This window comes from Pseudoalteromonas sp. APC 3355 (genome assembly GCF_030407615.1).
In the GTDB taxonomy this organism is placed as follows: Bacteria; Pseudomonadota; Gammaproteobacteria; order Enterobacterales; family Alteromonadaceae; genus Pseudoalteromonas; species Pseudoalteromonas distincta.
In genome coordinates this window covers 33009-59749 of record NZ_JASDDB010000003.1, presented here as the reverse complement: position 1 = coordinate 59749, position 26741 = coordinate 33009, and the positions used below count along the sequence as shown (strand labels likewise).

The 26741-nt window shown below is 38.1% G+C and carries 22 protein-coding genes; 14 read left to right on the top strand and 8 right to left on the bottom strand.

Annotated elements, in window-relative coordinates; genetic code table 11:
* Nucleotides 1-4: 4 nt before the first annotated feature.
* Nucleotides 5-307: an isoamylase early set domain-containing protein gene (locus QMA08_RS06755; RefSeq protein ID WP_002958606.1), complete on the bottom strand. Its 303-nt coding sequence runs from the start codon at nucleotides 305-307 to the stop codon at nucleotides 5-7.
* 386 nt (nucleotides 308-693) lie between these two features.
* Here QMA08_RS06755 and QMA08_RS06750 point away from each other — a divergent pair, with 386 nt between their 5' ends.
* Nucleotides 694-1626, top strand: coding sequence for a hypothetical protein (locus tag QMA08_RS06750; RefSeq protein WP_039487606.1), 933 nt, complete (start codon nucleotides 694-696; stop codon nucleotides 1624-1626).
* Between the two features lie 57 nt (nucleotides 1627-1683).
* Here QMA08_RS06750 and QMA08_RS06745 read toward each other — a convergent pair whose 3' ends face one another.
* Both QMA08_RS06745 and QMA08_RS06740 read right to left on the bottom strand, forming a co-directional pair.
* Nucleotides 1684-2853 (bottom strand): cellulose-binding family II protein, encoded by a 1170-nt coding sequence (locus tag QMA08_RS06745; RefSeq protein WP_290174008.1) that lies wholly within the window; start codon nucleotides 2851-2853, stop codon nucleotides 1684-1686.
* Between the two features lie 516 nt (nucleotides 2854-3369).
* Nucleotides 3370-3798 carry an Lrp/AsnC family transcriptional regulator gene (locus tag QMA08_RS06740; protein WP_002958609.1) on the bottom strand — a complete coding sequence of 143 codons (429 nt, stop codon included), beginning with the start codon at nucleotides 3796-3798 and terminating at the stop codon, nucleotides 3370-3372.
* Nucleotides 3799-3992: 194 nt separating this feature from the next.
* On the opposite strand from QMA08_RS06740, the gene QMA08_RS06735 reads away from it, so the two are divergent.
* From QMA08_RS06735 to QMA08_RS06720, 4 genes are read left to right on the top strand one after another with little or no spacing between them, the layout of a single operon-like run.
* Entirely contained in the window at nucleotides 3993-5198 is a 1206-nt protein-coding gene (locus QMA08_RS06735; protein WP_290174007.1) for an aspartate aminotransferase family protein, read from the top strand.
* 50 nt (nucleotides 5199-5248) lie between these two features.
* Nucleotides 5249-6283, top strand: a complete 1035-nt coding sequence (gene astA / locus QMA08_RS06730; RefSeq protein ID WP_024595454.1) for an arginine N-succinyltransferase — start codon at nucleotides 5249-5251, stop codon at nucleotides 6281-6283.
* 7 nt (nucleotides 6284-6290) lie between these two features.
* Nucleotides 6291-7757 (top strand): succinylglutamate-semialdehyde dehydrogenase, encoded by a 1467-nt coding sequence (gene astD, locus QMA08_RS06725; protein WP_290174006.1) that lies wholly within the window; start codon nucleotides 6291-6293, stop codon nucleotides 7755-7757.
* A 35-nt stretch (nucleotides 7758-7792) separates the two neighbouring features.
* Nucleotides 7793-8596 (top strand): DUF1338 domain-containing protein, encoded by an 804-nt coding sequence (locus QMA08_RS06720; RefSeq protein WP_290174005.1) that lies wholly within the window; start codon nucleotides 7793-7795, stop codon nucleotides 8594-8596.
* A gap of 71 nt (nucleotides 8597-8667) precedes the next feature.
* On the opposite strand, the gene QMA08_RS06715 is transcribed toward QMA08_RS06720, so the two are convergent.
* Nucleotides 8668-9948, bottom strand: coding sequence for a flavohemoglobin expression-modulating QEGLA motif protein (locus QMA08_RS06715; protein WP_002958615.1), 1281 nt, complete (start codon nucleotides 9946-9948; stop codon nucleotides 8668-8670).
* A gap of 146 nt (nucleotides 9949-10094) precedes the next feature.
* Between QMA08_RS06715 and QMA08_RS06710 the strand changes: the two genes are divergently transcribed.
* The 7 genes from QMA08_RS06710 (at nucleotide 10095) to QMA08_RS06680 (ending at nucleotide 16873) form a co-directional block, all read left to right on the top strand.
* Complete coding sequence (locus QMA08_RS06710) at nucleotides 10095-10352, top strand: DUF3081 domain-containing protein (RefSeq protein WP_002958616.1); 258 nt, start codon at nucleotides 10095-10097, stop codon at nucleotides 10350-10352.
* Nucleotides 10352-10657, top strand: a complete 306-nt coding sequence (locus tag QMA08_RS06705) for a hypothetical protein (RefSeq protein ID WP_002958617.1) — start codon at nucleotides 10352-10354, stop codon at nucleotides 10655-10657. The genes QMA08_RS06710 and QMA08_RS06705 overlap by 1 nt, the downstream gene beginning before the upstream one ends.
* Before the next feature lie 409 nt (nucleotides 10658-11066).
* Nucleotides 11067-11642 (top strand): transcriptional regulator BetI, encoded by a 576-nt coding sequence (gene betI, locus QMA08_RS06700; RefSeq protein ID WP_290174154.1) that lies wholly within the window; start codon nucleotides 11067-11069, stop codon nucleotides 11640-11642.
* Nucleotide 11643: 1 nt separating this feature from the next.
* Nucleotides 11644-13107 (top strand): betaine-aldehyde dehydrogenase, encoded by a 1464-nt coding sequence (gene betB / locus QMA08_RS06695; protein WP_182720910.1) that lies wholly within the window; start codon nucleotides 11644-11646, stop codon nucleotides 13105-13107.
* Nucleotides 13108-13118: 11 nt separating this feature from the next.
* Entirely contained in the window at nucleotides 13119-14786 is a 1668-nt protein-coding gene (betA, locus tag QMA08_RS06690) for a choline dehydrogenase (RefSeq protein WP_024596000.1), read from the top strand.
* A 158-nt stretch (nucleotides 14787-14944) separates the two neighbouring features.
* Entirely contained in the window at nucleotides 14945-16162 is a 1218-nt protein-coding gene (locus QMA08_RS06685) for a BCCT family transporter (protein ID WP_182716610.1), read from the top strand.
* Between the two features lie 9 nt (nucleotides 16163-16171).
* Nucleotides 16172-16873, top strand: a complete 702-nt coding sequence (locus QMA08_RS06680; protein ID WP_024603578.1) for a TorF family putative porin — start codon at nucleotides 16172-16174, stop codon at nucleotides 16871-16873.
* A 103-nt stretch (nucleotides 16874-16976) separates the two neighbouring features.
* Here QMA08_RS06680 and QMA08_RS06675 read toward each other — a convergent pair whose 3' ends face one another.
* The 3 genes from QMA08_RS06675 to fdxA all read right to left on the bottom strand — a co-directional run bounded on the left by QMA08_RS06675 (nucleotide 16977) and on the right by fdxA (nucleotide 22003).
* Complete coding sequence (locus tag QMA08_RS06675) at nucleotides 16977-18887, bottom strand: bifunctional diguanylate cyclase/phosphodiesterase (RefSeq protein WP_290174004.1); 1911 nt, start codon at nucleotides 18885-18887, stop codon at nucleotides 16977-16979.
* A 412-nt stretch (nucleotides 18888-19299) separates the two neighbouring features.
* Nucleotides 19300-21543 (bottom strand): carbohydrate binding family 9 domain-containing protein, encoded by a 2244-nt coding sequence (locus QMA08_RS06670; RefSeq protein ID WP_002958625.1) that lies wholly within the window; start codon nucleotides 21541-21543, stop codon nucleotides 19300-19302.
* A gap of 136 nt (nucleotides 21544-21679) precedes the next feature.
* Nucleotides 21680-22003, bottom strand: coding sequence for a ferredoxin FdxA (fdxA, locus tag QMA08_RS06665; protein ID WP_002958626.1), 324 nt, complete (start codon nucleotides 22001-22003; stop codon nucleotides 21680-21682).
* A gap of 194 nt (nucleotides 22004-22197) precedes the next feature.
* Here fdxA and QMA08_RS06660 point away from each other — a divergent pair, with 194 nt between their 5' ends.
* Both QMA08_RS06660 and QMA08_RS06655 read left to right on the top strand, forming a co-directional pair.
* Entirely contained in the window at nucleotides 22198-23805 is a 1608-nt protein-coding gene (locus QMA08_RS06660) for an NAD(P)/FAD-dependent oxidoreductase (protein WP_002958627.1), read from the top strand.
* Nucleotides 23806-23900: 95 nt separating this feature from the next.
* A complete protein-coding gene (locus QMA08_RS06655) occupies nucleotides 23901-25400 on the top strand; it encodes an amidase family protein (RefSeq protein ID WP_290174003.1) in 1500 nt (499 codons plus the stop codon).
* Between the two features lie 31 nt (nucleotides 25401-25431).
* Here QMA08_RS06655 and QMA08_RS06650 read toward each other — a convergent pair whose 3' ends face one another.
* A complete protein-coding gene (locus QMA08_RS06650) occupies nucleotides 25432-26736 on the bottom strand; it encodes a DEAD/DEAH box helicase (RefSeq protein WP_002958629.1) in 1305 nt (434 codons plus the stop codon).
* Nucleotides 26737-26741: the final 5 nt, after the last annotated feature.

Here is a 26741-nt window from a genome sequence, read left to right as displayed (position 1 = left end):
CGCCTTAATTAGTGCGTTGAGTATTTACTATGCTGTTTTCTGTGCCAAAAGTATTGCCGATATAACCGTCAGCTTGATGGTCGTTATCCCAAATGTCTCCATTAATCAGATAACGAAAGTGAAATTGTTGATCGATAGGTAAGCGTTGCTTAAATTTAAACACACCTTGTTTTTTATAAAGCTTCATTGGCACTGGTTGCCAATCATTAAATTCACCTAATAAGCAAACTTCTTCTGCCTCTGGATGAGAAAATTCAAAAGTAACTTCAGCTTCATCTTTTGTTTTAAAAAAACGTTTATTCAACATAGCAGGCTCCAACTAAACCAAAAAGGGTACTTAATCTTTGCCACAGGCCATACAACTAAACAAAAAGGCGATGTGGTAACCATCTAAAAATCATTAAACGTGTTATTAGTTAAACAAAACTTTATTTACGCTTTATTACAGTGCAAATAATATTTCAATTACACCAAAAAGGTGCATTAACCTTATATACAATACGCTTTAAATGATACTTAACATACAGAGCAATATTCAAACCAACAAACTATTAAAAACCTCATTAGTTCAATATATAAATATTTATAGCTGCAAATATCCGAAGAAAATTTAAAATCCTAAATTACTTTTTTTATATTACTTCATCATGGATAATACACATCATTCTAATACTCTGAAATATCATTAATTTCATGTTGAAAAAAACCATTTTAATAACTACCACCATCATTTTTTTAGTTGTAGCTGCATTTATTGGTACCTCAATTTATACCCTATACAGTAAAAAAGAAATCTCAGTTGATCCTAAATTAAAAGAAATATCAGGAATAGAATTTGATAAACAGCAACGTTTATGGGCTATTAACGACGGAGGCAACGAACCAAAGCTATATAGACTCAATAAAGACGGTTCTATTGCTAAAGAAATTTTAGTTGAAAACGCTAAAAACATTGATTGGGAAGACATGACCCAAAACAAATTTGGGCACTTCTTTTTAGGCGATTTTGGTAATAACAAAAACGATCGTAGATGGCTCACTATTTATAAAATAGAAAACCCGATAGATATAAAAACAGATACGACTCAAGCAGAAATAATTAAGTTTACCTACCCCGAAATGGATGGCACTCCTATAAAGCCTAATAACCGTAATTTTGATTTAGAGGCATTTGTAGCTCTAGGACGTCACTTATATTTATTTACTAAAAACCGCACAGAACCATTTGATGGTATTACTAAGGTTTATAAAGTGGGCGATCATGCCGCTAATTTTAAAGCCGAGTTAATAGATTCATTTAAAACATGTACCACTTTAGAAAAGCTATGCTGGATAACATCGGCTGCTTTAAGCCCTGATCGTAAAAAGCTGATATTACTTGATTCAACCAGTATTTGGTTATTCGAAAATTTTGAGGGTGATAAGTTTTTTTCTGGCGATGTATCAAAAATTGACTTAGGAATAGTAACTCAAAAAGAGGCTGTCACTTTTTTTGATGACAATACTATTGTATTTACAGATGAAGAGTTTAAAGGTATTGGCGGTAATGCTTATTTTATAAAGCTTGATGAAGCCAAAAAAGAAATTATAAGAAAAAAGCCGACCTCAGAAAAAGTACACCCATAATATAATGTTAGCTAAGCAAAAGTTCCAAAGCTTAGCTAACTTATGAAAGGTATCGAGTTAGTTACTCTGCTCGTTTGACGAATGGAGTGCTTTTTCTACATCAACACCTAAAATCAACACTCCAATATGACTATTATTATCATCTAAAACAGGAAAACTTAGCTGTACTTGAAAATGGTGTGTTGATGCGTCATATGTAACGCTATCAAAGTTATAGTCCTTTGACTGTTTAAATATTTTAGTAAACTTATTTTCATCTCCTTGCCAGTAATCACTGGTTAACTTACTTATTGCTATATTTTTTCCTTGGCTGTCAGTCAATATAAGCTCAGTAACAACACCTTTAAATTGCGATTGCCATTTTTTAAATACCTTAGATAACGGTAAATCAAGCATAGTTAACCCATCAGCATGCCCAACGTGTTTACTTTCTTTTATCCATAGCTGGTCTCGTTTCTTAATTTCAGGCTCACTCAAAGGAGACTCATTACTTATTTGAACTTCTTCGACTAAACTAGGTAAGTTTAATAAGGTTTTAGCGCTACTGTAGAGCCTATCAAGTATTTGCTTTTCTTCACTTTTTGATAGTGAAAATGGAGCTTGCGCACAAGTATTTATATTTTCATCGAACTGCTGCATAAATTCAGGAAGGCGTTTGATAAGTGAATGCGAAGCAAATAATCCCAAAGGTACATATCTAAAAAATTCTTTTTGGTACCCGTCTTTATTAATCCCGAGCTTAGAGGCTGCTAATTCAAAATCGTCTAAATCAAGTAGGATTCTATCAATCCGTTTATGGTGCATTACATTTACTATTTCTTCTAATGAATTTACTTCTACCTCAGCAATAATATTCTGAGTTTTAAACCAATTTGCTTGATAACTTCCTCTTACTGCACCATAACGCATTTTATTTTTTGGTTTATTAATGCTCTCTGGGTGAGTAAACCAGTACCAGCTTTCTAAAAAGATGGGGGATGATATACGTCCATAAGCTTTCATTTCAGGCATTAAATGGGTTGTGAAATATCCATCTAAGCGCTCTAACTTTACTTCTCGACGTGCACGTAACCATGGCAAGGTTTGTAGCTGAAAAGGGGCTCCCATTTCAAATAAAATACACTCGACTTGGTTGACTGCATTATTAGGTGCTGTGGTAGGTAAGTTTGTCCCAAACTGGAGAGGCTCAGTTAAACCTAACAAAAAAGTGAAAAGATATGCGGGCATAATCCATTGCTAAATAATGTACAAATTAAAATAAGTATAGTCACGCATATTAAAAAAAGCATAAATTTTTTTACAAAATTTTGTACCTTATCAATGGCTTCAATATTTAAATCTATGATTTATTGCTATTAACTTACAAAAAGCACGCTTAAATATTTAAATTAATGCATTTATATCTAGGGTCTGTTTATCTTTGCGGATAAAAATTTGTTCACACTAGGTGCTATTTAATTGCGGCGCAAGATTTATGACCTAGTGTGCTCGATAACTGCACCTGCGTTATTCTAATTGCTTACATCCATGTAAAAATAAGTAAAAACCGAGCAAAGCTTCCGCGCCCTGCTCACGCCCCTACCCTACGTCCATGAAGGCAACCAAGAGAAAATAGCGCCTAGGTAGAACCTTTTGACGGCTGTTAATTTAACCTTGAAGATTCAACAGATCCTAGCCTTTTGTTATTAACCTAAGGTATACCGAGTCTTCACTTAACGACTAAAAACAAAAAACTCACTGACTCTAGCGCTTAAATTTAGTTTCTAAAATTACAGAAGATGTTGTGCGCTCCACCCCATCAAGATTTCCTATGTCGTCCAACAAATGACTAAGCTGTTCTAAATTTTGAGCTTGGACCACCGCAATTAAATCAAACTCACCACTTATGGCATATAGCTGTGAAATTGCATCAATTTGCTTAAGCTCAATGTTTGTTTTAGTCGTTAATTTTTGTCTTACTTTTATAGACACATGAGCTGATACCATTTTACTGAGGTAGTCGTCACCGTAATCAACGCTATAGCCTTTAATTACACCGGTTTCTTCTAATTTGAGCATTCGGCTCTGTACTGTTGAACGAGACAAGTCAAGCATTCGTGCAAGATCAGAAATACTCGCTCTTGCATTTGTTTTTAGTACAGAAAGTAGCTTTTCATCTTGTGGAGTTATCATAATGGTAATTTTCTTCGTTATTTTGACTTTTATTTTAATCATTTTTCACAAAATAGCACTGCAATTTTCACTGCTAACCTTCGATAATGGCACCTAACAGAAATAATAACGTGTTTGCTGAAGAATAAAGGCTATATTCTTCTTTGAGTTAGCAACTAATCTTTTATCTAAGCCCATTAAATTTAGGTGTAAAAATGCAAGTAACAAGAGACTTATTTAACGACGTAATGGTACCAAACTATAACCCATCAGCAATTATCCCAGTTCGTGGTGAAGGTTCACGCGTTTGGGATCAAAATAATAATGAGTTCATTGATTTTGCAGGTGGTATTGCCGTTAACTGTTTGGGTCACTGTCATCCTGCATTAGTTAAAGCATTAAAAGAGCAAGGCGAAAAAATTTGGCATTTATCAAATGTTATGACCAATGAGCCAGCACTTCGTTTAGCTCAAAAAATAGTTGAAGCAACATTTGCTGATAAAGTTTACTTTGCAAATTCAGGCGCAGAAGCAAACGAAGCCGCGCTTAAATTAGCTCGTCGTTATGCATTGGACGTATATGGCGCTGAAAAAACGCAAATTATTGCATTTAATAAAGGTTTTCATGGTCGCACATTCTTTACAGTAACTGTGGGCGGGCAAGCGGCTTATTCAGATGGCTTTGGTCCAAAACCAGCTGACATAGTACATTGTGATTTTAACGATATAGCGGCATTTGAAGCGCTGATCACCGATAAAACATGTGCTGTTATGATGGAACCATTACAAGGTGAAGGCGGTATTATTTCACCAACAGATGAATTTGCTAAAAAAGTACGTGAACTTTGTACTAAACATAATGCGTTACTTATTTTTGATGAAGTACAAACGGGGGTTGGTCGCACAGGCGATTTATACGCTTATGAAGGTTTAGGGGTTGTTCCTGACATTTTAACAACGGCAAAAGCATTGGGTGGTGGTTTTCCTATTGGCGCTATGATCACTCGTACACCTATTGCTGAGCATTTAAAAATTGGTACTCACGGCTCTACTTATGGCGGAAACGCACTTGCTTGTGCTGTGGCCGAAGCGGCATTTGATACAGTAAATACACCAGACGTACTAAACGGTGTTAAAAAGCGCGAGCAATTATTCCGTGACGGATTAAACGCAATTAACGAAAAATACAACGTATTTAGCGAAGTACGTGGTAAAGGCTTATTAATTGGCGCAGTACTAAATGACAAATTTGAAGGCCGCGCACGCGACTTTTTAGTAGCCAGTGCTAATAATGGTTTGATGAATCTTGTAGCGGGTATAAATGTAATTCGTTTTACACCGTCTTTAATTATTCCGTTTGAAGATATTAAAGAAGGCTTAGCGCGCTTTGAAAAAGCCGTTAGCGACGTAGTAAACGGTTAATATAGTTTAAATTAGCACGCCTACTGGCGTGCTATTGGAGCAAGCAATAAATGCAAGTATTACGTCCTATTACTGCCAATGATTTTGACGCGCTTAAACAAATAGCGATTGAATCCGGTCATGGGTTTACCTCTTTACCTGTGGACGATACACAGCTTAAAGAAAAAATTGAACGTGCTGAAAAAAGCTTTGCCAAAAACATTAACCAGCCACTTGATGAAAGCTATTTATTTGTTTTAGAAGACAGTGAAACAGGTGACGTTATTGGCACAACCGCTATAGAAGCCGCAGTAGGTTTATCGGTGCCTTTATATCATTATCATTTGGGTAAAACAGTACACCACTCGCCTACTTTAAATGTATATAACACCGTTGATATTTTAAGCATGTGTAACGACTACACTGGTTGCTCAGAAATATGTACATTATTTTTGCGCGAAAATAGCCGTAAAGGCCTAACGGGTCGATTTTTATCTCGTTCACGCTTTTTGTTTATGGCTCAGCACAGCGAGCGTTTTGCCGATACTGTTATCGCAGAAATGCGCGGTGTTAGCGACGAAGACGGTCATTCTCCTTTTTGGCAATGGCTACAAGAGCACTTTTTTAGTATCGAATTTCCACAAGCGGATCACTTAGTTGGCTTAGGCGATAAGGTGTTTATTAGCGAGTTAATGCCTAAATACCCTATTTATGTGAACTTGCTTAGTAAAAAAGCCCAAGCAGTGATTGGGCATGTGCATGAAAAAACGAAACCTGCGCTAAAATTATTAGAAAAAGAAGGTTTTGAGCACAGAGGCTACGTTGACTTATTTGATGCAGGCCCAACGGTTGAAGCAAAGCTTGGTAATATTCGCAGCATTCGCGACTCTCAAGTTTGCCCTGTTACGATTGGTGAGCTTGATCACATATCACAAAATAGCTCTGATACGCTGGCTGTATGTAATCAAGGCGTAAGTGGCTTTAGAGCAACATTTACCAAAGACGCACATTACAATCATGCAAAACATACTCTCGTCATTAGCCAAGATGTGGCTAAAGCACTTAATTTAAGTCAAGGAGATGCAGCGCGATTTTTCCGCCTGTAAATTATTTATGAATACACACCTAATTAATAACCAGTGGCATGTGGGACTTGGTCCAGCATTTGAGTCAATCAATCCAAGTAATGGCGATGTGGTATGGCAAGGTAATGGCGCAAACGCTGATCAAGTAGATTCAGCTATAAAAGCAGCCAGAGCAGCACAGGTACAATGGGCAGACAAACCGCTTGAAGAGCGTATCGCCATTTTAGAAAAGTTCGCAGCACAATTAAAAGAACACAGCGAAGAATTTGCTACTATTATTGCACGCGAAACGGGTAAGCCATTATGGGAAACCCGCACCGAAGTGGGCGCAATGACAGGCAAAGTAGCTATATCTGTAAAAGCGTACCATGAGCGTACAGGTACAACCGAAAACCCAATGCCCGGTGCTAAAGCGTTTATTAGACACAAACCGCATGGCGTTGTGGCTATTTTTGGTCCGTATAACTTTCCGGGACATTTACCAAACGGGCATATTGTTCCTGCAATTTTAGCAGGCAACACCGTGGTATTTAAGCCATCAGAATTGACTCCGCACGTTGCAGAATTTACCCTCTCACTTTGGTTAAAAGCAGGTTTGCCAGCGGGTGTTATTAACCTTGTCCAAGGTGAGATTGAAACAGGTAAAGCGCTTGCTTCTCATAAAGATATAGATGGCTTGTTTTTTACCGGTAGCTCAAACACAGGCCACTTATTACATAAACAGTTTGCAGGACACCCTGGCAAAATTTTAGCACTTGAAATGGGCGGCAATAATCCTCTTATTGTAAAAGATGTGAGCGATATAAGCGCCGCTGTACACGATATTATTCAATCAGGCTTTATTACCTCAGGTCAACGTTGTACGTGTGCACGTCGCTTATTTATTGAAAAATCAGCCAACGGCGATGCTATTTTAGAAAAGCTAATAAGCGCAACTAAAAACATAGTTGTAGACGACAGTTTTGCTACAGAGCAGCCTTTTATGGGTGCAATGATAAGCGAAAAAGCAGCACTGGGTATGGTTGCCGCGCAAAGTGAATTAGTCTCAAAAGGTGCACAAATCCTTGTTGAACTTAAGCAATTAAAACCAGGCACAGGTTTTGTAAGCCCTGGCATTATTGATGTAACAAGCATTACTGACATGCCAGATGAAGAGCATTTTGGACCGCTTATTAAAGTGTATCGTTACAACGACTTTGACAGCGCAATCATTGAAGCTAACAACACAAGCTTTGGTTTATCTGCAGGTTTACTTAGCGACAGTGAAGATGATTACACTCACTTTTTAAAGCGTATTCGTGCAGGGATTGTTAACTGGAACCGCCCTATTACGGGTGCCTCAAGTGCAGCTCCATTTGGCGGTATTGGCGCCAGTGGTAATCACAGAGCAAGTGCCTATTACGCCGCTGATTATTGCGCATACCCTGTAGCATCTGTTGAGTCAGACAAAGTGAGCTTACCGCAAACCCTAGCGCCGGGCTTGATAATTGAATAAGCAATAAAACCAAATTTTAGATTTAAGGATTTAACATGCATACTGATGTAAACACATTATTTGAGAACCTTTGGGAAAACTACTTAAACGTAACACCATCGGCAGACAAAATTCATGACCTTTTAGGGTCAACGCAAAAAGATGACATCATTAACGATCATATTGCGCTGCGTACATTTAATATTGAAAAAGTGGGTCTTGAAAAGCTCGCAGCTCACTTTTTAGCAATTGGTTACAAAGAATGTGGTGAGTACCACTTTGAAGCTAAAAAACTTTACGCAAAACACTATGAGCATAGCGATCCTAATCAGCCAAAAGTATTTATCTCTGAACTATTAGTTGAAAAATGCTCGCCTGAGTTACAAGCCATCGTAACCGACATGGTTGACAAAATTGATGAAAGCGCAGTAACAGCAGAGAACTTTTTGTATTCAGGCACGCATTGGCAAGTAAGCACTGATACTTATAAACAACTGCTAGCTGAAAGCGAATATGCAGCGTGGATGTCGGCGTGGGGTTACCGTGCCAATCACTTTACCGTAAATATTAATACGCTTGCTAAGTTTGATAACATTTATGATGTTAACCAAGCTCTAAAAAATGCAGGTTTTTCACTTAATACATCAGGCGGCGAAGTTAAAGGCTCACCAGAGGTGTTACTAGAGCAATCGTCAACACTTGCTGATGAATACTCTGTTACCTTTAGTGACGGGGATATGAGCATTCCTAGCTGCTTTTATGAGTTTGCTATTCGTTACCCTAAAGCAGACGGCGAGCTTTATACTGGTTTTGTTGCAGCTTCAGCTGACAAAATATTTGAAAGCACTAACGCGCGATAATTACATTTAAAGTACTTTAATTTAAAAGCCCGTTACGGGCTTTTTTTATGTCGGTAAGTTATATTGATTAATTATAAAAATAGCGGTTTATAATCGTTTTCTAACTTTTCAAACGACAAGTCGCCAATAAAACGACCGAAGCTCAACCAAGTTGCCAAACCGCGTAAATCTTTAAAGTGTGGTGGTACAAATTGTGGGCTCTCTATTACACCTAAATCATGAAGCTGCGATATTAATCTAAAATCATCTATCGATATTTTACCTACCAGTAATAAAGGGAGTCTATCGATTCGACCAAGCTGTATTGCAACGCGTATTAAGTTATAAACCAGTACAAAGCCTTTAATGTAGGCAATATCTTTTGTAAAAGGCAAGCCTGTTGGCGTACTGCCTCTAAATACACGCTGCGCAAGTGTGTAGCTGTCATCTTTTGATAAACCTTGCGCTACGTAATCACGGTAAATGTCTACAAACTCAGCACCATCTATTACCTTTGTAACTGCTTGAATACGATTCACTAATTTAGATAAACGCCTTGGAGTCGATTTTAATGTAATAATTTCGGTTAGTACGGCTAAACCTTCTTGGGTAATAGTGGAGCTTGGCGTACCTTTACTCAAACACGTTAAATAAGGCTGAGCTAAACCATTTTGAGTGGTACCTACGTGTATCCACCCTTCGTGAACTTCTAAAATATCAAGTTCGCGCTGAGAAAACTTAACATCTTGATTAAGCTTTATATTATTAGCACCTGCGGCTGCATCACTAACAATACCATCGCTAAGCATTACCTCTACATTTATGCCTGCCATACTAGCGGTTACTTGCTCAGACAGAATACGCACTGCATCAACAGCATCAATATTTTTAGGGTCGTCAGGCAGTATGTCGGCTATAAGTAAATTTTGCAGCGGTTTATCTAGCATATTAGCTAGCTCAGAAAGTGAGGGCTCACCGGCATGAAATAAATCTTTAGGGTGACCAAATAACTCCACCGATAAGTCATGAAACTCTGGTGTGCCACGATACTCAAGCATACTTAATACTGTTTTATACTCTGTGCACATTTTTCCCATGTATTGAGCTATGGGGTTTAACTGCCCCAATTGGTTAATAATGTTACGGTGCAAAGTAGAAAACGCTTGGCGTAACTCGCTAGGTACAAAACCAAGATCGCGCTGTTGATAGTATGCACGATCGATCAGTGGATTTTTTTGACATTTTTGTCTAAAAAACTCCTCTTTAGTTTGTTTATCCCAATTAATAGCATCGAGTATCCTAATAGGCGTTTGCAATGCAATTAATTGATCCGATAACTCACGAGTTTTTAGTAGTAACGCCTTGTCTATCATGGTGTAAGCTCAACAATAAATGAATTTTGAGCATAATTTAAAAAGGCCAAATTACAAAGCAATATCACATTTTTTTAGCTATTGTTTTTAAGATGATCGACCCTCATATCTATATCGTATTAGCTTTTTAATAAAAGGTATAAAACATGAAAAACGAAATCGACAATAAACAGATTTTAGCCGTATATGAACGCATAATTCAAAAAGGTGAAATGACTGATGAAGGCAAACATTATCAGGGAGTTACTGCATATTCAGACGTAGACGGTTACACCGTATATCTACAAGGTAGCGGTGTAGAACTGCGCTTTGGTTTTCATAATACTTACCACCTTGACTACGAACATGAAAAGCATAAAGACGACTTTTTGAAAAAATTATATAACATTGCAAACGAGAGCTAATGCACCCACGAAAACTAAGACACCGCCCGACCAGTAAGCTCAATACTACTTTTATTAATCAAGTAGTAGAAGAGCTTAAAGCTAATCCAAGTAAAGTCTCTATTATTCAAGACAACCTAGAACAATACCGTTCTCAAACTCATTTAAAGCGTGGTTTTTTACTGGCTATAGAGCGCTTTGATTGGGTATTTGAAGCAAGCAAAGATATTGATTTCATTTGCCAGCAAATTTTAGCTGATGACTACATTGGCAATAGACTAAGACGTTACCCCCTACTTTTTAAAGGCGTTATTAATAATGCCTGACCTTTCAATACCAAGCGCTTTAAAACGATAAAACCACAAAGTTTACTCTCCATATAAATTTATTAGAGCACTAAGCAATTGCAGGTTTAGTGCTCTTTTGTATCAAAATAATACTATTAGTACTCTAACTATTATTGTTCTAATAGTTTTTTGACATTTTATTCATTTATTGCTGTAAACAAATCATTACTATTATTAAATTTAAAAATTAAATTCGCAAACCACTGTTTTAAATAAAATTAAACAAATAAAAACCGAATCTTCTTTGTCCTATTAATTGCTCTTTTATTAATGATTAATCTACATTTTGGCATCTAGGTATTTACTTCAGCCTTGAATTGTTAGAGCTATTACCTTAAGCTTATGTTTATTGAACGTTCAATTAATAAAAATTATGCCTAAAGTCGGAATGGAACCTGTTAGACGTCAGCAGCTAATTGACGCAACTATAGAGTCAGTTGCTACTAAGGGACTTCAAGGCACAACGATAAACAGCATTAGTAAAAATGCAGGTTTATCATCAGGTATCATTAGCCATTATTTTGGTGGAAAGCAGGGGTTAATTGAAGCCACGGTTAGATACTTACTAACAAGCTTAAAGCAAGGCTTAATAAGTAAAGTAAATCATCAAACCACTGCCACTGAGCGTTTAATGTTTATTATCGAAGCCAACTTTGCGCTCGTACAACAGCGTAATGATACAACCCGAACGTGGTTAAGTTTTTGGGCGCAATCGATGCACGATGAAGAATTACACAGACTACAAAACGTAAACAGTAAACGCTTGCAAAGTAATTTAGCATTTTCTTTTAAGCAATTAATGCCTATTGAGCAAGCAAATCAAGCTGCAGAACTTAGCGCCGCAATGATCGATGGCCTATGGTTAAGAGCAGTACTGAGTAAATCAGACAATAATCAGTTTAAACACAGTGAAAAGTTAGCAAAGAGCTATGTACTTTCACTTATCAAGCAATATGGAGCCTAGCGTGACTACACCTGTCTATCAAAATTTTATTAACGGCCATTTTCTTGCAAACCAGAGCGGCAAAACATTTGATGTAACAAACCCAGCAACGGGTGAGGTTATTTACGCAGTAGAAATTGCCGACGAATTTATTCAAAACGCAGCCATTGCCAGTGCAAAGCAAGGTTTTGCACAGTGGTCAGCAATGACACCTATTGAACGTAGTCGTATTTTATTAAAAGCAGTGGCTATTTTACGCGAGCGCAATGATGAGCTGGCACTTGTAGAAGTACTCGACACCGGCAAACCAATGCAAGAAGCAAATTGTGTTGATATTGAAACCGGCGCTGATGTAATTGAATACTTTGCAGGCCTTGCGCCAGCACAAGTAGGCCAACAACAAATGGTTGGTGATGACTTTTACTACACACGTAAAGAGCCATTAGGTATCTGTGCGGGTATAGGTGCATGGAACTACCCACTACAAATTGCATGTTGGAAGTCGGGCCCTGCCCTTGCTGCTGGTAATGCATTTATATTTAAACCATCTGAAGAAACACCACTTGGCGCTATTAAACTTGCAGAAGTATTTGTTGAAGCTGGTGTACCTGCAGGTGTGTTTAATGTTGTTCAAGGCGCAGGCGATGTAGGCCAGTGGCTAACGCAGCATAGCGATATTGATAAAGTATCGTTTACGGGTGAAGTAGGCACAGGTAAAAAAGTAGTAGCGAGTGCTGCCGGTACGTTAAAAGATGTCACGATGGAACTTGGTGGTAAATCTCCACTATTAGTATTTGATGATGCCAACATAGAGCAAGCGGTTAGCGCTGCTATGTTAGGTAACTTTTATACGCAAGGCGAAATTTGTACTAACTGTACACGTATTTACGTTCATAAAAATGTATATCAGCAGTTTATTGATGAGCTTAAAGCGCGCACTGAGAAAAACATTATTGCTGGCGACCCACAAGATTTAAATACAAATTTTGGCGCACTTATCTCTAAAAAGCACCAAGAACTAGTGATGAGCTACGTTAATAAAGGCATCGAAGAAGGTGCAACGCTATTAACTGGTGGTACAACGCTTTCACCTGAATCTGCACCTAATGGCTATTTTGTAGCACCGACTGTGTTCATTGATTGTAATGACGATATGACAATCGTTAAAGAAGAAATATTTGGCCCTGTAATGAGCGTGCTTGTTTTTGACGACGAAGACGATGTTATTGCACGCGCTAACGGGACTCACCTAGGCTTAGCTGCAGGCGTATTTACTAGCGATATTAAACGTGCGCACCGCGTTATTCATAAGTTACAAGCCGGTATTTGTTGGATTAATGCATACGGTAACTCACCTGCTGAAATGCCAGTTGGCGGTTATAAGCAATCGGGTATTGGCCGTGAAAATGGTATACAAACTCTTGATCAATACACGCAAACTAAGTCTATTTATGTTGGTATGGCCGACATAGAAAGCCCATTTTAAGGCGCCTTACTATGAGTAATCATTACGACTATATTATTGTTGGCGCGGGTTCGGCGGGTTGTGTTTTAGCAAACCGTTTATCTGAAGATTCAAGTAACCGCGTATTACTACTTGAAACTGGCGGTAGCGATAAAAGTATTTTTATAAAAATGCCAACCGCGTTATCTATTCCTATGAATAGTGACAAATACGCATGGCAGTTTCATACGCAGCCTGAGCCTCATTTAGATAACCGTGAAATGCATTGTCCTCGAGGCAAAGTATTAGGCGGCTCGTCATCTATCAACGGCATGGTATACGTACGTGGCCATGCAAAAGATTTTGACGAATGGCAGCAACACGGTGCAAACGGCTGGGATTACCAATCGTGTTTACCGTATTTTCAAAAAGCAGAAAGCTTTTATCTTGGTGAAAATACTTACCGTGGTGGCAAAGGCCCGCTTGGCGTTAATAACGGCAACGAAATGAAAAACCCGCTTTACCGCACCTTTATCAAAGCAGGTGTACAAGCCGGTTACGCGTCTACAGATGATTATAATGCATCGCAGCAAGAGGGTTTTGGCCCAATGCACATGACCGTAAAAGACGGCGTGCGCAGCTCTGCTTCGCGTGAGTATTTAGACCCTGTTAAATCGCGTAGTAATTTAACGATTATTACAGGTGCACTAGCACAGCGCGTGATTTTAGATGGTAAAAAAGCCACAGGCATTGAATACAAAGTAAATGGCGACGTTAAAACTGCACATGCTGCAAAAGACGTTATATTAAGTGCAGGCCCTATCGGCTCTCCACATATTTTACAACTCTCTGGTATTGGTGATACTCAAGCGCTTGAAAAAGCAGGCGTTGAAGTACAGCATCATCTACCAGGTGTAGGTCAAAACTTACAAGATCATCTTGAGTTTTACTTTCAATACAAGTGTAAGCAACCTATCACGCTTAACGGCAAACTAGGCATTGTTTCAAAAGGGTTGATTGGTGCGCGCTGGTTATTAACGCGTTCGGGTTTAGGTGCAACGAATCATTTTGAATCGTGTGCGTTTATTCGCTCAAAACCAGGTGTTGAATGGCCAGATATTCAATATCACTTTTTACCAGCGGCTATGCGTTACGATGGTAGAAGTGCATTTGCAGGTCATGGTTTTCAGGTACATGTTGGTCATAACAAACCAAAAAGTCGCGGTAGTGTCACTATTGCTTCTGCGAACCCTGAGCAACCACCAACCATTTTATTTAATTACCTTGAACACCAAGACGATATTGAAGGCTTTAGAGCGTGCGTTCGCTTAACACGCGACATAATCGAACAAAGTGCCTTTGATGAATACCGCGATGAAGAAATTCAACCAGGTAAACATATTCAAACAGATGAAGAAATAGATGCCTTTGTACGCCAAGCCGTAGAAAGTGCCTACCACCCTTCTTGCTCATGCAAAATGGGTGAAGATGATATGGCCGTTGTTAATTCAAATACGCAAGTACATGGTATTGAAGGACTACGTGTTGTTGACTCATCTATATTCCCAACAGTTCCTAACGGAAACTTGAATGCGCCTACTATTATGGTTGCCGAAAAAGCAGCTGACATAATTTTAGGTAAAGAACCATTACAGAAATCGGATGTGAATGTTGCCATAACAACAAATTGGCAAGAAACACAACGTAGTTCGGAGATCTAACTTTAGCCTCATGCTCAGGTTTAGCCTCGTCGGGCTAAACCATTGCGTGCCTTGCAGTGGCACACGATGTAAATAGGTTACGTTGTGTTAATGCGAGAATAAAACAATAAAATACGGAGTGCTTATGAATTATTTTTATTCATTATTGGAGGGTAACAATGACTATTTGGCTTAATGCAGGCATCATTTTTACCTTACTTGCTATTATCACTATTTTAATTAAATGGGGTAATGTTCGCGTAGTAGGTGTAACACCAGTTCGAACCTTTACGTTTATAGCAATACTATTTACTTCTGGCCTTGATGTTGGCCTTATTATGTTTCCTTTAACTGAGTTTGCAGGTTATGCAGACATAAAAGCAAGCCCAGAATACGCGTTTGCAAATCCACTGGCTATTGAGTTTGGCTACTGGGGATTTTTGATCTGGGGATTTTACTTTCTTACGTGCTTTTATTTCTGTGTAATAGAACCTAAAGTGAAATTTTTCGAAATTCCTTGGGTTAAATTTATCAATAACGTTGTAATTATTGGTACATGTGCATTTACCGCTTATTTACTGCTTACAAACCTACCATGGTATTTACCCGAATTAGGTGATGGAACAAGTATAGTTTCTGAGTTTTATTTAATTGTATTCGCGGCTATCTGTTTTGCTGTGTATTCAAGTACTGATATTAAATATGTACGTATTTTAAGTATTTCTACTACGTGGTTATTCTTAGCTTTAATCGCCTTTATGTGGGCTGGCGCATTTGTGATTGGTGATAGTCAAATGTCAGCATTTACAGATAACTTAGGTTCTATTGGTACTTACTTTGCAAACATTAATGAATTTGTTTTACCGCTTAATGATTACCATGAGTTTTACTTATTTTGGTGGTTTGCGTGGAGCATAATGATTGGTCAATTTACATCACGCTTTGTTGGTGGACTTAAAACATACCAAGTATTAGCTGCAATGTTGATTTTCCCTTCTATTCCTATTGCGATTTGGTTTAGCGTACTTTATCACTACCATGAAGCGGGCATCCCAACTCAAGGTATTAAAAACTTCGCTATGGTATTTGTAGGTATTGTATTTGTAATTAACTCACTTGATTCGCTAGTGCGTTTATATACAGATAACCTAAACTTTACCGTAAAGCGTTTTGGCAAAATGAAATACATAATCGGAAATGTTGTTGCTCTATCATTACTTACATTATTGTTTAAATTAGAATTTTTACAAATTCAGTGGGTAGGCGCATTAGTTATCGGTTTGTTCTTTATCTGTGCAGCTTTTATTGGTTACAGTAAATTTAAAACAGTAACAAATATAGATAGCTCACCAAAAGCAAACGCAATTGATTACACAAAAATAGACACAGTACACTAGGGATTAATAATGAATAACAAACTAAAACAACTTGTAGTAGCACTACCATTTGCACTTTTATCAACAACTGCAGCAGCTGATTGGTCAACAACAATCACTGCAGCGTCTGACTACACTTTTAATGGTGTAACACAGACTGATAGCGACCCTGCAATTCAAGGCAGCTTAGATTATGCCTTTGATAGTGGTGTTTACGCTGGAGTTTGGGCTTCAAACGTAGATTTTGGTGACGATACTGATTTTGAGCTTGATGCTTACTTAGGTAAATATGTACAACTTGATGAGCAATTTAGCGTTGATTACGGTATCGCTTATTACACTTATCAAGGTAATAACAGTGACGGTAACTACGCTGAAGCTTACACTAAGTTTGGTTATGCAAGTGAATACGGCCAAACTGAGCTTAACTTTTGGTATAGCTGGGATTACTTTGGAACAGGTGCGGGTCATGTAATTTCAATGGTTGCTCACACTTATGAACTAGCTCCAAATCACGCACTACGTGCAAGTTTTGATATTTCAAACTCACTTGATGGTGAAAAGTGGGCTTGGGATACAAACCAGAAAAAATCGTACAAGCACTACCGCCTAGCTTATCAAACAAGCTACGAAGGTTTTGGTATTGAAGTGGCTGCTGAAAACACTAGCTTAGATTACGATTATGCTGATGAGCGTATTGTACTTGCTGTTTCACGCACATTTGATCTTTAATACATTAATTACTGATTAAACAAAAAATGCCACTCTATTTAGAGTGGCATTTTTATTTGTAAAATAACTAACTAACTAACTAACTAACTAACTAACTAACTAACTAACTAACAATATCCCACGCACTTGTACCTGATGCAGAAAGATTGCTGGTGTTATTACGTAATACTTTATTGCCTACATTAACTGATGACTCAGGACGGCTCACTAAATATCCCTGAACTGAACTCACACCCATTTTTTTAACAAGCTCAAACTGCCCTATTTCTTCAACGCCTTCAGCTACAATTTTAAGGCCCAGCTTTTGCCCAAGCTCACTAATTGTATTTAATATATCGTTATATTTTTGGCTTTTATTGGCTTGAGCTATAAACGAGCGATCAATTTTAATAACATCAATTGGTAAATCCGCTAATGTACTCAACGAGCTAAAACCTGTACCAAAGTCATCAATTGCAATAGTGATGCCTTCTTCTCTTAATCTACTTAGCTCTTTGATTATTCTAGGACTGGCTTGAATAAATGTTGATTCGGTAATTTCTAGCATTAAAGACGTCGCCGGTAAGCCGGTTTTTTTTAGCTTCTTCATTATCCAATCATAAATATCACGGTGCTTTAACTGAATGCCCGAAACGTTAACTGATATTTTAACTTTGCGCATACCTGCATTATGCCATGCAGCCATTTGCCGGCACGATTCAAGCATAATCCAATCGCCAAGCTCTAATATTAAATTCGACTCTTCTGCTATTGGAATAAATTCTGAAGGGGGGATCATACCTTCAACTGGGTGGTCCCAGCGTGTAAGCGCTTCAAAATAATCAATCATACAATCTTCAACATGTACAATTGGCTGAAAAGATAAGTAAAAATCTTTACACGCGAGCGCTAAACGCAATTCTTCGAGTAAATAATGGTAACGGCGCATTTTGTTACCCATTTCTGGCGAGTAAACTTTAAATATTCCCTTACCATCACTCTTAGCTCTATACATAGCAACATCAGCTAGTTGTAAAAGTGCTTGTGGGGTTGACGCGCTTTCTGGGTAAGCAGCAATACCAATACTCGCACTAATTTTTACTATTTTATTGCCAAGCACAAAGTCTTTTTCAAGCTCACTTAGCACGTGCTTCGCTATGTCAACAACTCTGTTGCTATCATCAAGTAGTTCTATAAATATGGAGAATTCGTCTCCTCCTAATCTTGATAAGTTTTGCTCTAATTGATTAGCGCTATTAATATTGCTTAACTTATGGTGACGTAAAACATTTGCAAGTCGACTGGCCACTTGAACTAATATTTCATCACCAAAACTGTGGCCAAACGAATCATTTACTTGTTTAAAGCCATCCAAGTCGATAAATAGAAGCGCACACTTGAGATCTTCCTGATTAGCATGATTTATTTGTCTGTCTATGTGTTCAATATATGCATGGCGGTCAATTAACAGCGTCAGTTTGTCTTGACAAATACTTGTTTGAGTTTGTTTTACATAATTAACTACGTGTGAATTTAAGCTATTTATAGATTGACTTAAGCTGCTTACACCTAATGGGTTCTCTGCCGGTTTAACTTGTAAATTAAATGCAGTAAGTAAGCTATTGGCTTGGTGATTGAGCTCCGCTATTTGATTTTTATAATGACGTTTTCTACGTTCTCTACGTAAGTAGATACCTGAGCCAAATATCAATATACATAAAAATAAAAAGTTCATGGGTGATGAGAGCGTCATCATGATTAACTTATTAGAATCAGCTGCTACAAATTGGGTATCAGTGGTTTTGATAAGTAAGAAATCAGCTGTTGGCTGCTCAATTATATAATGGCCATTTAAAATGGGATTATACCAAGGAGCCATATCAAGGGAGGTATTCGTGATCTCGAAACTTCGTATATCAATATTAGTCTGAAATAGATTTATACGGTTGATCTGATTAGTTAACTCTATGTTTATGCAGAAACAAAATAGAACTATGATTAAGAAAATAAAACCGAGCGGCTTAAGTTTATTCATAAAAAAAATCCATCTATTTTGCTTCTCCTATCAAACATATTACCAAAAGCGGATTATATCGCTTGCATTTAGTACTACGCAAGCATTGATATAATCCTAAGCCATTAGAATAACAAAAAATTGTAACGATAATGGATTAACTAACTATATCTACGTATAGTATAGGTGGGATTAATAAAAATAAACAAAAACGTTTCAATTGTTTAAAATTTAATACATGCGGTATATAAACTTTGTCGTTTTTTCTGCCGCATTAATCTATGCCTCACCACTACAGCTTTAAGTACTTATATTTACTCAACCTTACTCGCATTTGCTCCGCTGTCGTACATCATTTAAAAATTATTCTTGCGCATTATGCATTGCTACTCAAACTGGTAGGAATTATCGCTAATAAAGTTATTATTAATGTTTAAAGCTGCCATGCATAGCTAACTTTTGTAAATAAGGTACGCTGATCTCGCTCAATATTTTTAAGAGAATCGTCTTGGTAACCTCTATCTGAGTAACCCAAATAAAACAGTGTTTGCGCATTAATTTTATATGAGTAAACAAGCTGACTACCATAGTCTTTGTTAATTTGGCTAACTTGATAAAAGTAGGCATTTTCGTCTCTATCAATATCTTCAAATTGTAAAATAAGCTTAAGAATTGAACGCATACTAAATTTATAATGAAGCCTAAAATCAACTAAGTTAGCTGTAAATACACGCTCCCCTTGTGGGTTATCTAATTGGCTGTAGTTATGTTTTACATCGAGCTGCCAATGGTCGTTAATGTCCCACACCATTTGGGTTTGGGTGTCAAACGCATCACCTAATTGCTCATTTGCATAATCAATGCGGCTAGCGTATTCAACATATAATGATAACTTTAAATCTTTAGTGGGTTTAAAGCCCGTATAAATAAAACCAATATTTTGATTATAAAAATTGTCATTATAATTTTCATAACGGTGTACTAAACCAATTTCAAAAATAGATTGTTTTTGGCCTTTAAAACTCAAAAAGCCTTCGTATTCTTCTTCAAGTAAATCGCCATTTTGCGCCCACGTTTTATCCCAGTCAGCTTCGTATGACCATGAGGTAAGTAAATCAGACTCATCTCTGTACCATGTTTGTCCGCCACCAAAGCCTACTTTTTCATAATCGACTTTAGCTTGATAACCTAAATCAGTGCGGTAGTCCTGCCCAATATTTTCATAAGATGCAAATAATTTGTAATCACGTTTATCGCGGGTAAATTCTAGAGCATAAGCTTCATCTGATTGAGTTTCGGATAGATTATAATTTTGAATTAAAAATTCAGAGTTACGAGTATCAGCAGATGATACTTGATACAAAAGAGTATCCGATTGATTAAACCAGTAGCTACCATCCACTGATAATACAGTGTTGTGATAGTCATCACTCTCTCTGTGCGTGCTTGAAATACCAATAGTACCTTGCTGACCTAAGTCATATTGATAACGCCCTGCGGCTGCATTCGTTTTTTCGTTTAAGCTTGCAAAGCCAGAGCCCTGATTCGTTGGCAGTAAAATATTACTATTGTCGTCATCAGCTAGCATTAGCGCATAACTATGATCGCCCGTTTTACCCGTCAGCTTTGCACCTAAAGTAGGCTCTGCAATTGTACGTGTATATAAAAGCTCAAATAAGCTACTTTTAAAGTAAGAAGCACCATCTAAAAAGAAAGGACGTTTTTCAGCGTAATAAATTGAGAAGGTTGTATTTACATCAAGCTCTAAAGAGTCAGTTTCTACTTGCGAAAAATCAGGATTAATTGTCGCGTTTAAAACAGCATCTTTTGTTAAACCCCAGCGTAAATCTAAACCCACTTCAGTATCTATATCACCCTTATCCCAATCACCTGGCAACGCAGATTTATTATCGTTACGCAGTGTGGTTAATGTAGGTGTTAATTGGATATTTTTACTTGATTCAATGTCACTAAATCCAACTAACTTATCAAACTGGCAAAGGCTGCATTTCACATTTCTATCAAACCCCATATTTGATAGCTGATATAGCACATCACGTTGGTAGTTTCTCATTACAGAAAAACCCCACGTTAGCTCATTTTTATTTTCAGGAAAACGCAGTGCTTTAAAAGGAATACGCATTTCAACAACATAACCTTTGTCGTTAATTTGTCCTGCGCTATCCCAAATAGCATTCCATGAGGTATCAGAACTCCACCCATCGGTGTCGGTCATTCGTATATCGCCTTGCGCGCCCAGCGGGTTCACATGGAATTCATAACCACTGCGTTCATCATTAAATGTATCAATAACAAGAATAACTACGTCGTCTTCCCATAGCGTATCGCGGTCACGAAGTGATGCACGAATTTGCTCAGGGTTAGGATCCTCAGCAATAAAACCAACATATAAGTTAGTGCCATCTTCGTAAATAAAGGCATCAGTTTTTACAGGAGGAGTGCCTTTTTCGTTAGGCTCATCTTGGTAGAGTAAAGATACACGTGTTGCATTTTGCCAGTGCGCCTCATCCATAACACCATCAACGGTGATATTTGAATCAATACGGGATAAGGATACTTGCTGTTTTTTAGCCGCTACATCAAGGCTTGAAAGTAATAAAGCAAAACTTAAAAATAGGAAGGTAAACTTTTTTATTATAGTTATAAAGTACTGCATAAACATCCATTTAGACTGTAATTACTCATAATGAGCAACTTAAGCTGAGGATTGTAATTTATCCAGGTACATTTGTTAATACTTTGAAATGAAAAATTAACTATTTAATGATAAAGGAGTAACTAATTGTTATGTATTATGTTTCGAGTAGTTTAAGCTTATCGTCTATGCCATTCCATACATCAGCGTCCTCTGGTGCAGGTTTAACCTCTGTAATGCGCGGCCAGACCAGTGCAAGTTCAGCATTTAATTCAGTAAACTCTTTTTGAGACTCTGGTAGCTCATCTTCTTGGTATATCGCATCAGCTGAACACTCAGGGACACATAAACCACAATCGATACAATCAATCGGGCTAATTGCTAAAAAATTAGGGCCTTCAAAAAATGCATCTGCTGGGCACACTGATACGCAATCGGTGTACTTACATTTTATACAATTTTCGGTGACAACAAACGCCATACTATTTTAATACCTAAGATTTTGAACAACAGTTGTGGATCATACCCATCCACTCCAAAAATACAATAAATAAGTGCCATATCAGGCTATTTTAACGTAAAATGCGCGCCTAATGTTTGCACACTCGTTGTGCCCTGCATCCCCTTATTGTGAGCGGTAATAATACCCCGCTATGACACCTAAAAGAGATATAAATGATACGTTTAACCGAAATAAAGCTGCCACTTGATCATGACGAAGACGCAATTGGTCAAGCAATTGTAAATAAACTCAAAATCCAACCTGAACAATTGCACAGTTTTAATGTGTTTAAACGTGGTTATGATGCACGTAAAAAATCAGCTATTTTACTTATTTATACACTCGATATAGAAGTTGATAACGAAGCCGAGCTACTCGCAGCATTTGAAAAAGACCAACATGTAAAAGTAGCACCAGACACAAGTTATAAATTTGTAGCCCAAGCTAACAATAATATCAAAGAGCGCCCTGTCGTGATTGGTTTTGGTCCTTGTGGTTTATTTGCGGGCTTATTACTTGCTCAAATGGGCTTTAAACCCATTATATTAGAGCGCGGTAAAGAAGTACGTGAACGTACAAAAGACACGTTTGGCTTTTGGCGTAAACGCACACTTAATACAGAATCAAATGTACAATTTGGTGAAGGTGGCGCAGGTACATTCTCAGACGGTAAGTTATACAGCCAAGTAAAAGATCCAAAGCATTATGGCCGAAAAGTCATTACTGAATTTGTAGAAGCAGGCGCACCCGATGAAATTTTATACGTAAGTAAGCCACACATTGGTACGTTTAAACTTGTCACCATGATTGAAAAAATGCGCGCTCGTATAATAGAGCTTGGCGGCGAAATTCGCTTTAGCACACGTGTTGACGATATCCATTTAGACGACGGGCAAGTAACAGGTTTAACACTTTCAAATGGCGAGCAACTAAACACTCGACATGTTGTATTAGCCGTTGGCCATAGCGCACGTGACACGTTTGATATGATCCACAAAAAAGGGATTTATGTTGAAGCAAAGCCATTCTCAGTCGGTTTTAGAATCGAACATAAACAATCAATGATCGATGAATGTCGTTTTGGTACAAATGCAGGAAACCCAATTTTGGGCTCTGCCGATTATAAACTTGTTCATCACTGTGACAATGGCCGTACAGTTTACAGCTTTTGTATGTGCCCAGGTGGCACAGTAGTCGCTGCAACCTCTGAAGAAGGTCGCGTTGTTACCAATGGTATGAGCCAATATTCACGAAGTGAGCGCAACGCTAACAGCGCTATTGTGGTAGGTATATCACCAGAGCAAGATTTCCCTGGTAATCCACTTGCTGGAATAGACTTACAACGCAAACTTGAAGAGCAAGCGTATGAGCTTGGTGGTAGCAACTACGATGCACCAGCACAGTTAATTGGAGATTTCTTAAAAGGTAAATCATCTGCAGACTTAGGTGAAGTACAACCCTCTTACACTCCTGGTATTAAGTTAACTGACTTGAGTAAAGTGTTACCACAATTTGCAATTGATGCCCTTCGCGAAGCGATACCAGCGTTTAATAAACAAATTCGTGGTTTTTCAACTAACGACGGTTTATTAACCGGTGTGGAAACACGTACTTCGTCGCCTATTAGTATTAAGCGTGATAAAACATTCCAAAGTATTAACACCAAAGGGCTTTACCCTGCAGGTGAAGGCGCAGGTTACGCTGGCGGTATTTTATCAGCGGGTATTGATGGTATTAAAGCAGCTGAAGCAGTCGCACTGTCTATGTTAGAAAACGCTTAAACCTCTTTTTTAAGCTGTTTATCGAAAAGCCTCACTTTGTGAGGTTTTTTTGTGCTAAATATATAGAAAATAATAACAACTCAAGCACCTCAACAATGATCAAAACATTTACCTTTTCGTTGCTTAGTGTATTAGCAATTTTTAACGCTAAAGCACAAGAGCTAAAAACCATCGATGAAATCCACACTGCATATAAAAATAATTCTATTAATGCACAGCAACTCACCCAAAGTTATATAGAGCGAATTAATAAACTTAACCCACAATACAATGCAGTTATTAGTATTGAGCCTACAGCTATTGCTCAAGCTAAAACGTTAGATGAACTTGCCGCCAAAGGCACTTGGGCAGGTCCATTACACGGAATACCTGTACTTCTTAAAGATAATATAGAAACGAAGGGCACACTTCCCACAACGGCTGGCTCTTTAGCACTTAAAAATAACGTTACTGATAATGATGCTTTTGTTGTTAAACAACTACGTAATGCGGGCGCTATAATTTTAGGCAAAGCTAATTTAAGTGAATGGGCAAATTTTCGTTCATCCTATTCATCGTCAGGCTGGAGTGCCGTAGGCGGACAAACACATAATGCGCACGATGTAACACGTAATCCATGTGGTTCTAGTGCAGGCTCTGCTGTGGCAGTCGCACTTAACTTTGCGCCCATAGCATTAGGGACTGAAACAGACGGTTCAATTACGTGCCCTGCCTCAGTAAATGGAGTTTATGCAATAAAACCGAGTATGGGCCAAGTATCACGCTCAGGCGTTATACCTCTTTCTAGCAGTCAAGATTCAGTAGGGCCGATGGCGCATTCACTTAAAGATGCACTGCTGGTTTTATCAGTTTTGCAAGGTGAGGACTCCCTTGATGCAACAACTACAGGGTTTGAATTAAAAGCAGGTAATCTAAAATCAAAATCGTCACTTATTATTGGTGCGCTACCTAGCGATAAGTTTACAGTTGAAACGCAGCGCCTTTATGCCAAGCAGTTACAAGCATTACAACAGGCTGGGCACACTGTTATAAATGTAGATATTACTGATAACTTAGATACGCTATTTGCTGATGAATACTATATTTTACTTTACGACTTCAAAGCCGAAATTAATCACTACCTCGCAAGCACTCCAACACAAGTGGCTGTTAAAAGCCTAAAAGCACTTATTAATTTTAATATTCAAAATAAAAAAACAGAAATGCCCCATTTTGAGCAAGACATCCTAGTTCAATCGCAGGCTATTGATTTAACTAACAAACAAAAATATCAGGAGACTAAAGAACGCTATCGCACTTTAGCAACGACAGCCATTGTTAATGTATATAAAAACAACAAGCTTGATATTGTTATAGCGCCTACAGTATCACCGGCCTGGAAAACTGACTTAGTTAATGGTGATAATTTTAATGGCAGTAGTAGTTCGTTATCTGCTATTGCTGGCACAACGCACATAACCCTACCAGTCGGAAAAGTAAGTGGTTTACCGGTTGGTTTGTCCATAATAGCAAATAAAGAGGACGAGCAAGCGGCTTATTTATACGCAAACATTATTGATGAGGTGTTATCACCAGGCACAAAAAAACCTGAGTAAACTCAGGCTTTTTTAAACTAAACGGCGTTAACTATGACTTTTTAAGTGACAGTTTTTCGCCTTTTAAGCTTTTACGAACGCTTGAAATACGTGAGCGATTTACTGCTCTCGCTTCACCGGTTGCTTGTCCTGATAACTTGTTAGAACGTGTACGGCGTAAATGCGCTGGCTTTTTACCAATTTTATCAATTAGCACTTCGCGATTACTTACTTCGTAACCTTCTAAATATACACGTTTGATTTTTTGACCGATTAACGTTTCAATTTCAAATAATGTATTTTCTTCTTCGCGGCTAACAAATGAGATTGCTTGGCCTTGGCGACCAGCACGACCTGTACGGCCAATACGGTGAACGTAATCTTCTGCAAGCCAAGGTAAATCAATATTAATTACACGAGGTAAGCCATCAATATCAATACCACGAGCAGCGACTTCTGTAGCCACTAATACGCGTACCTTGCCTTCTTTAAATTCACGTAAAGCACGACGACGGTTACCTTGAGATTTATCACCGTGGCAAACGCCTGCCGGAATACCATCAAGGTTAAGCTCTTTAACAAGCTCATCAGCTGTTTCTTTCATGTTTACAAATACAAGCACTTGTTGCCAGTTTTTCTTACCAATCAATTCAGAAAGTAGCTCTTGCTTACGACGTTCTTCAACAGGGTAAACAACATGCTCAACAGTACTTGCTGTACTGTTAGTTTGATCAACACGCACTATTTCAGCTTGTTTTAATACTTTAGATGCAAATTGTTTAATTGCTGCAGGGAAAGTAGCAGAGAAAAGTAAAATCTGGCGCTCTTCTGCACAGCTTTTAATCACGTTTTGCATGTCTTCAATAAAGCCCATATCAAGCATACGGTCGGCTTCATCAAGAACAAGGTGCTTAACACTTGCAAGGCTCAAGTTACCTAAACGAATATGATCAAATAAACGACCTGGTGTTGCAACAACAATATCCACACCTTCTTTTAAAGCGTTTGCTTGGCCGGCGGTACTAACCCCACCAAATAAACTAACGACTTTAAGTGATGTATGCTTTGCAAAATCTCTAAAATTATTTGCAATTTGCTCTGCAAGTTCACGCGTTGGAGCAAGTACTAACGCATGAGGTGCATTCGTTGTGCTGAGTTCAGACTCAACCAATTTTTGGATGATAGGTAAAGCAAACGCGGCAGTTTTGCCGGTACCAGTTTGTGCACTGGCTAAAACGTCTTTACCTTTACGAACAGCAGGGATTGCTGCGCGCTGAATGGGCGTAAGAGTGTGATAGTTAAGTTCGTCCAACGCCTGGATGATTTCAGGAGCGAAACTAAAAGATTTAAAATTCATGCTGT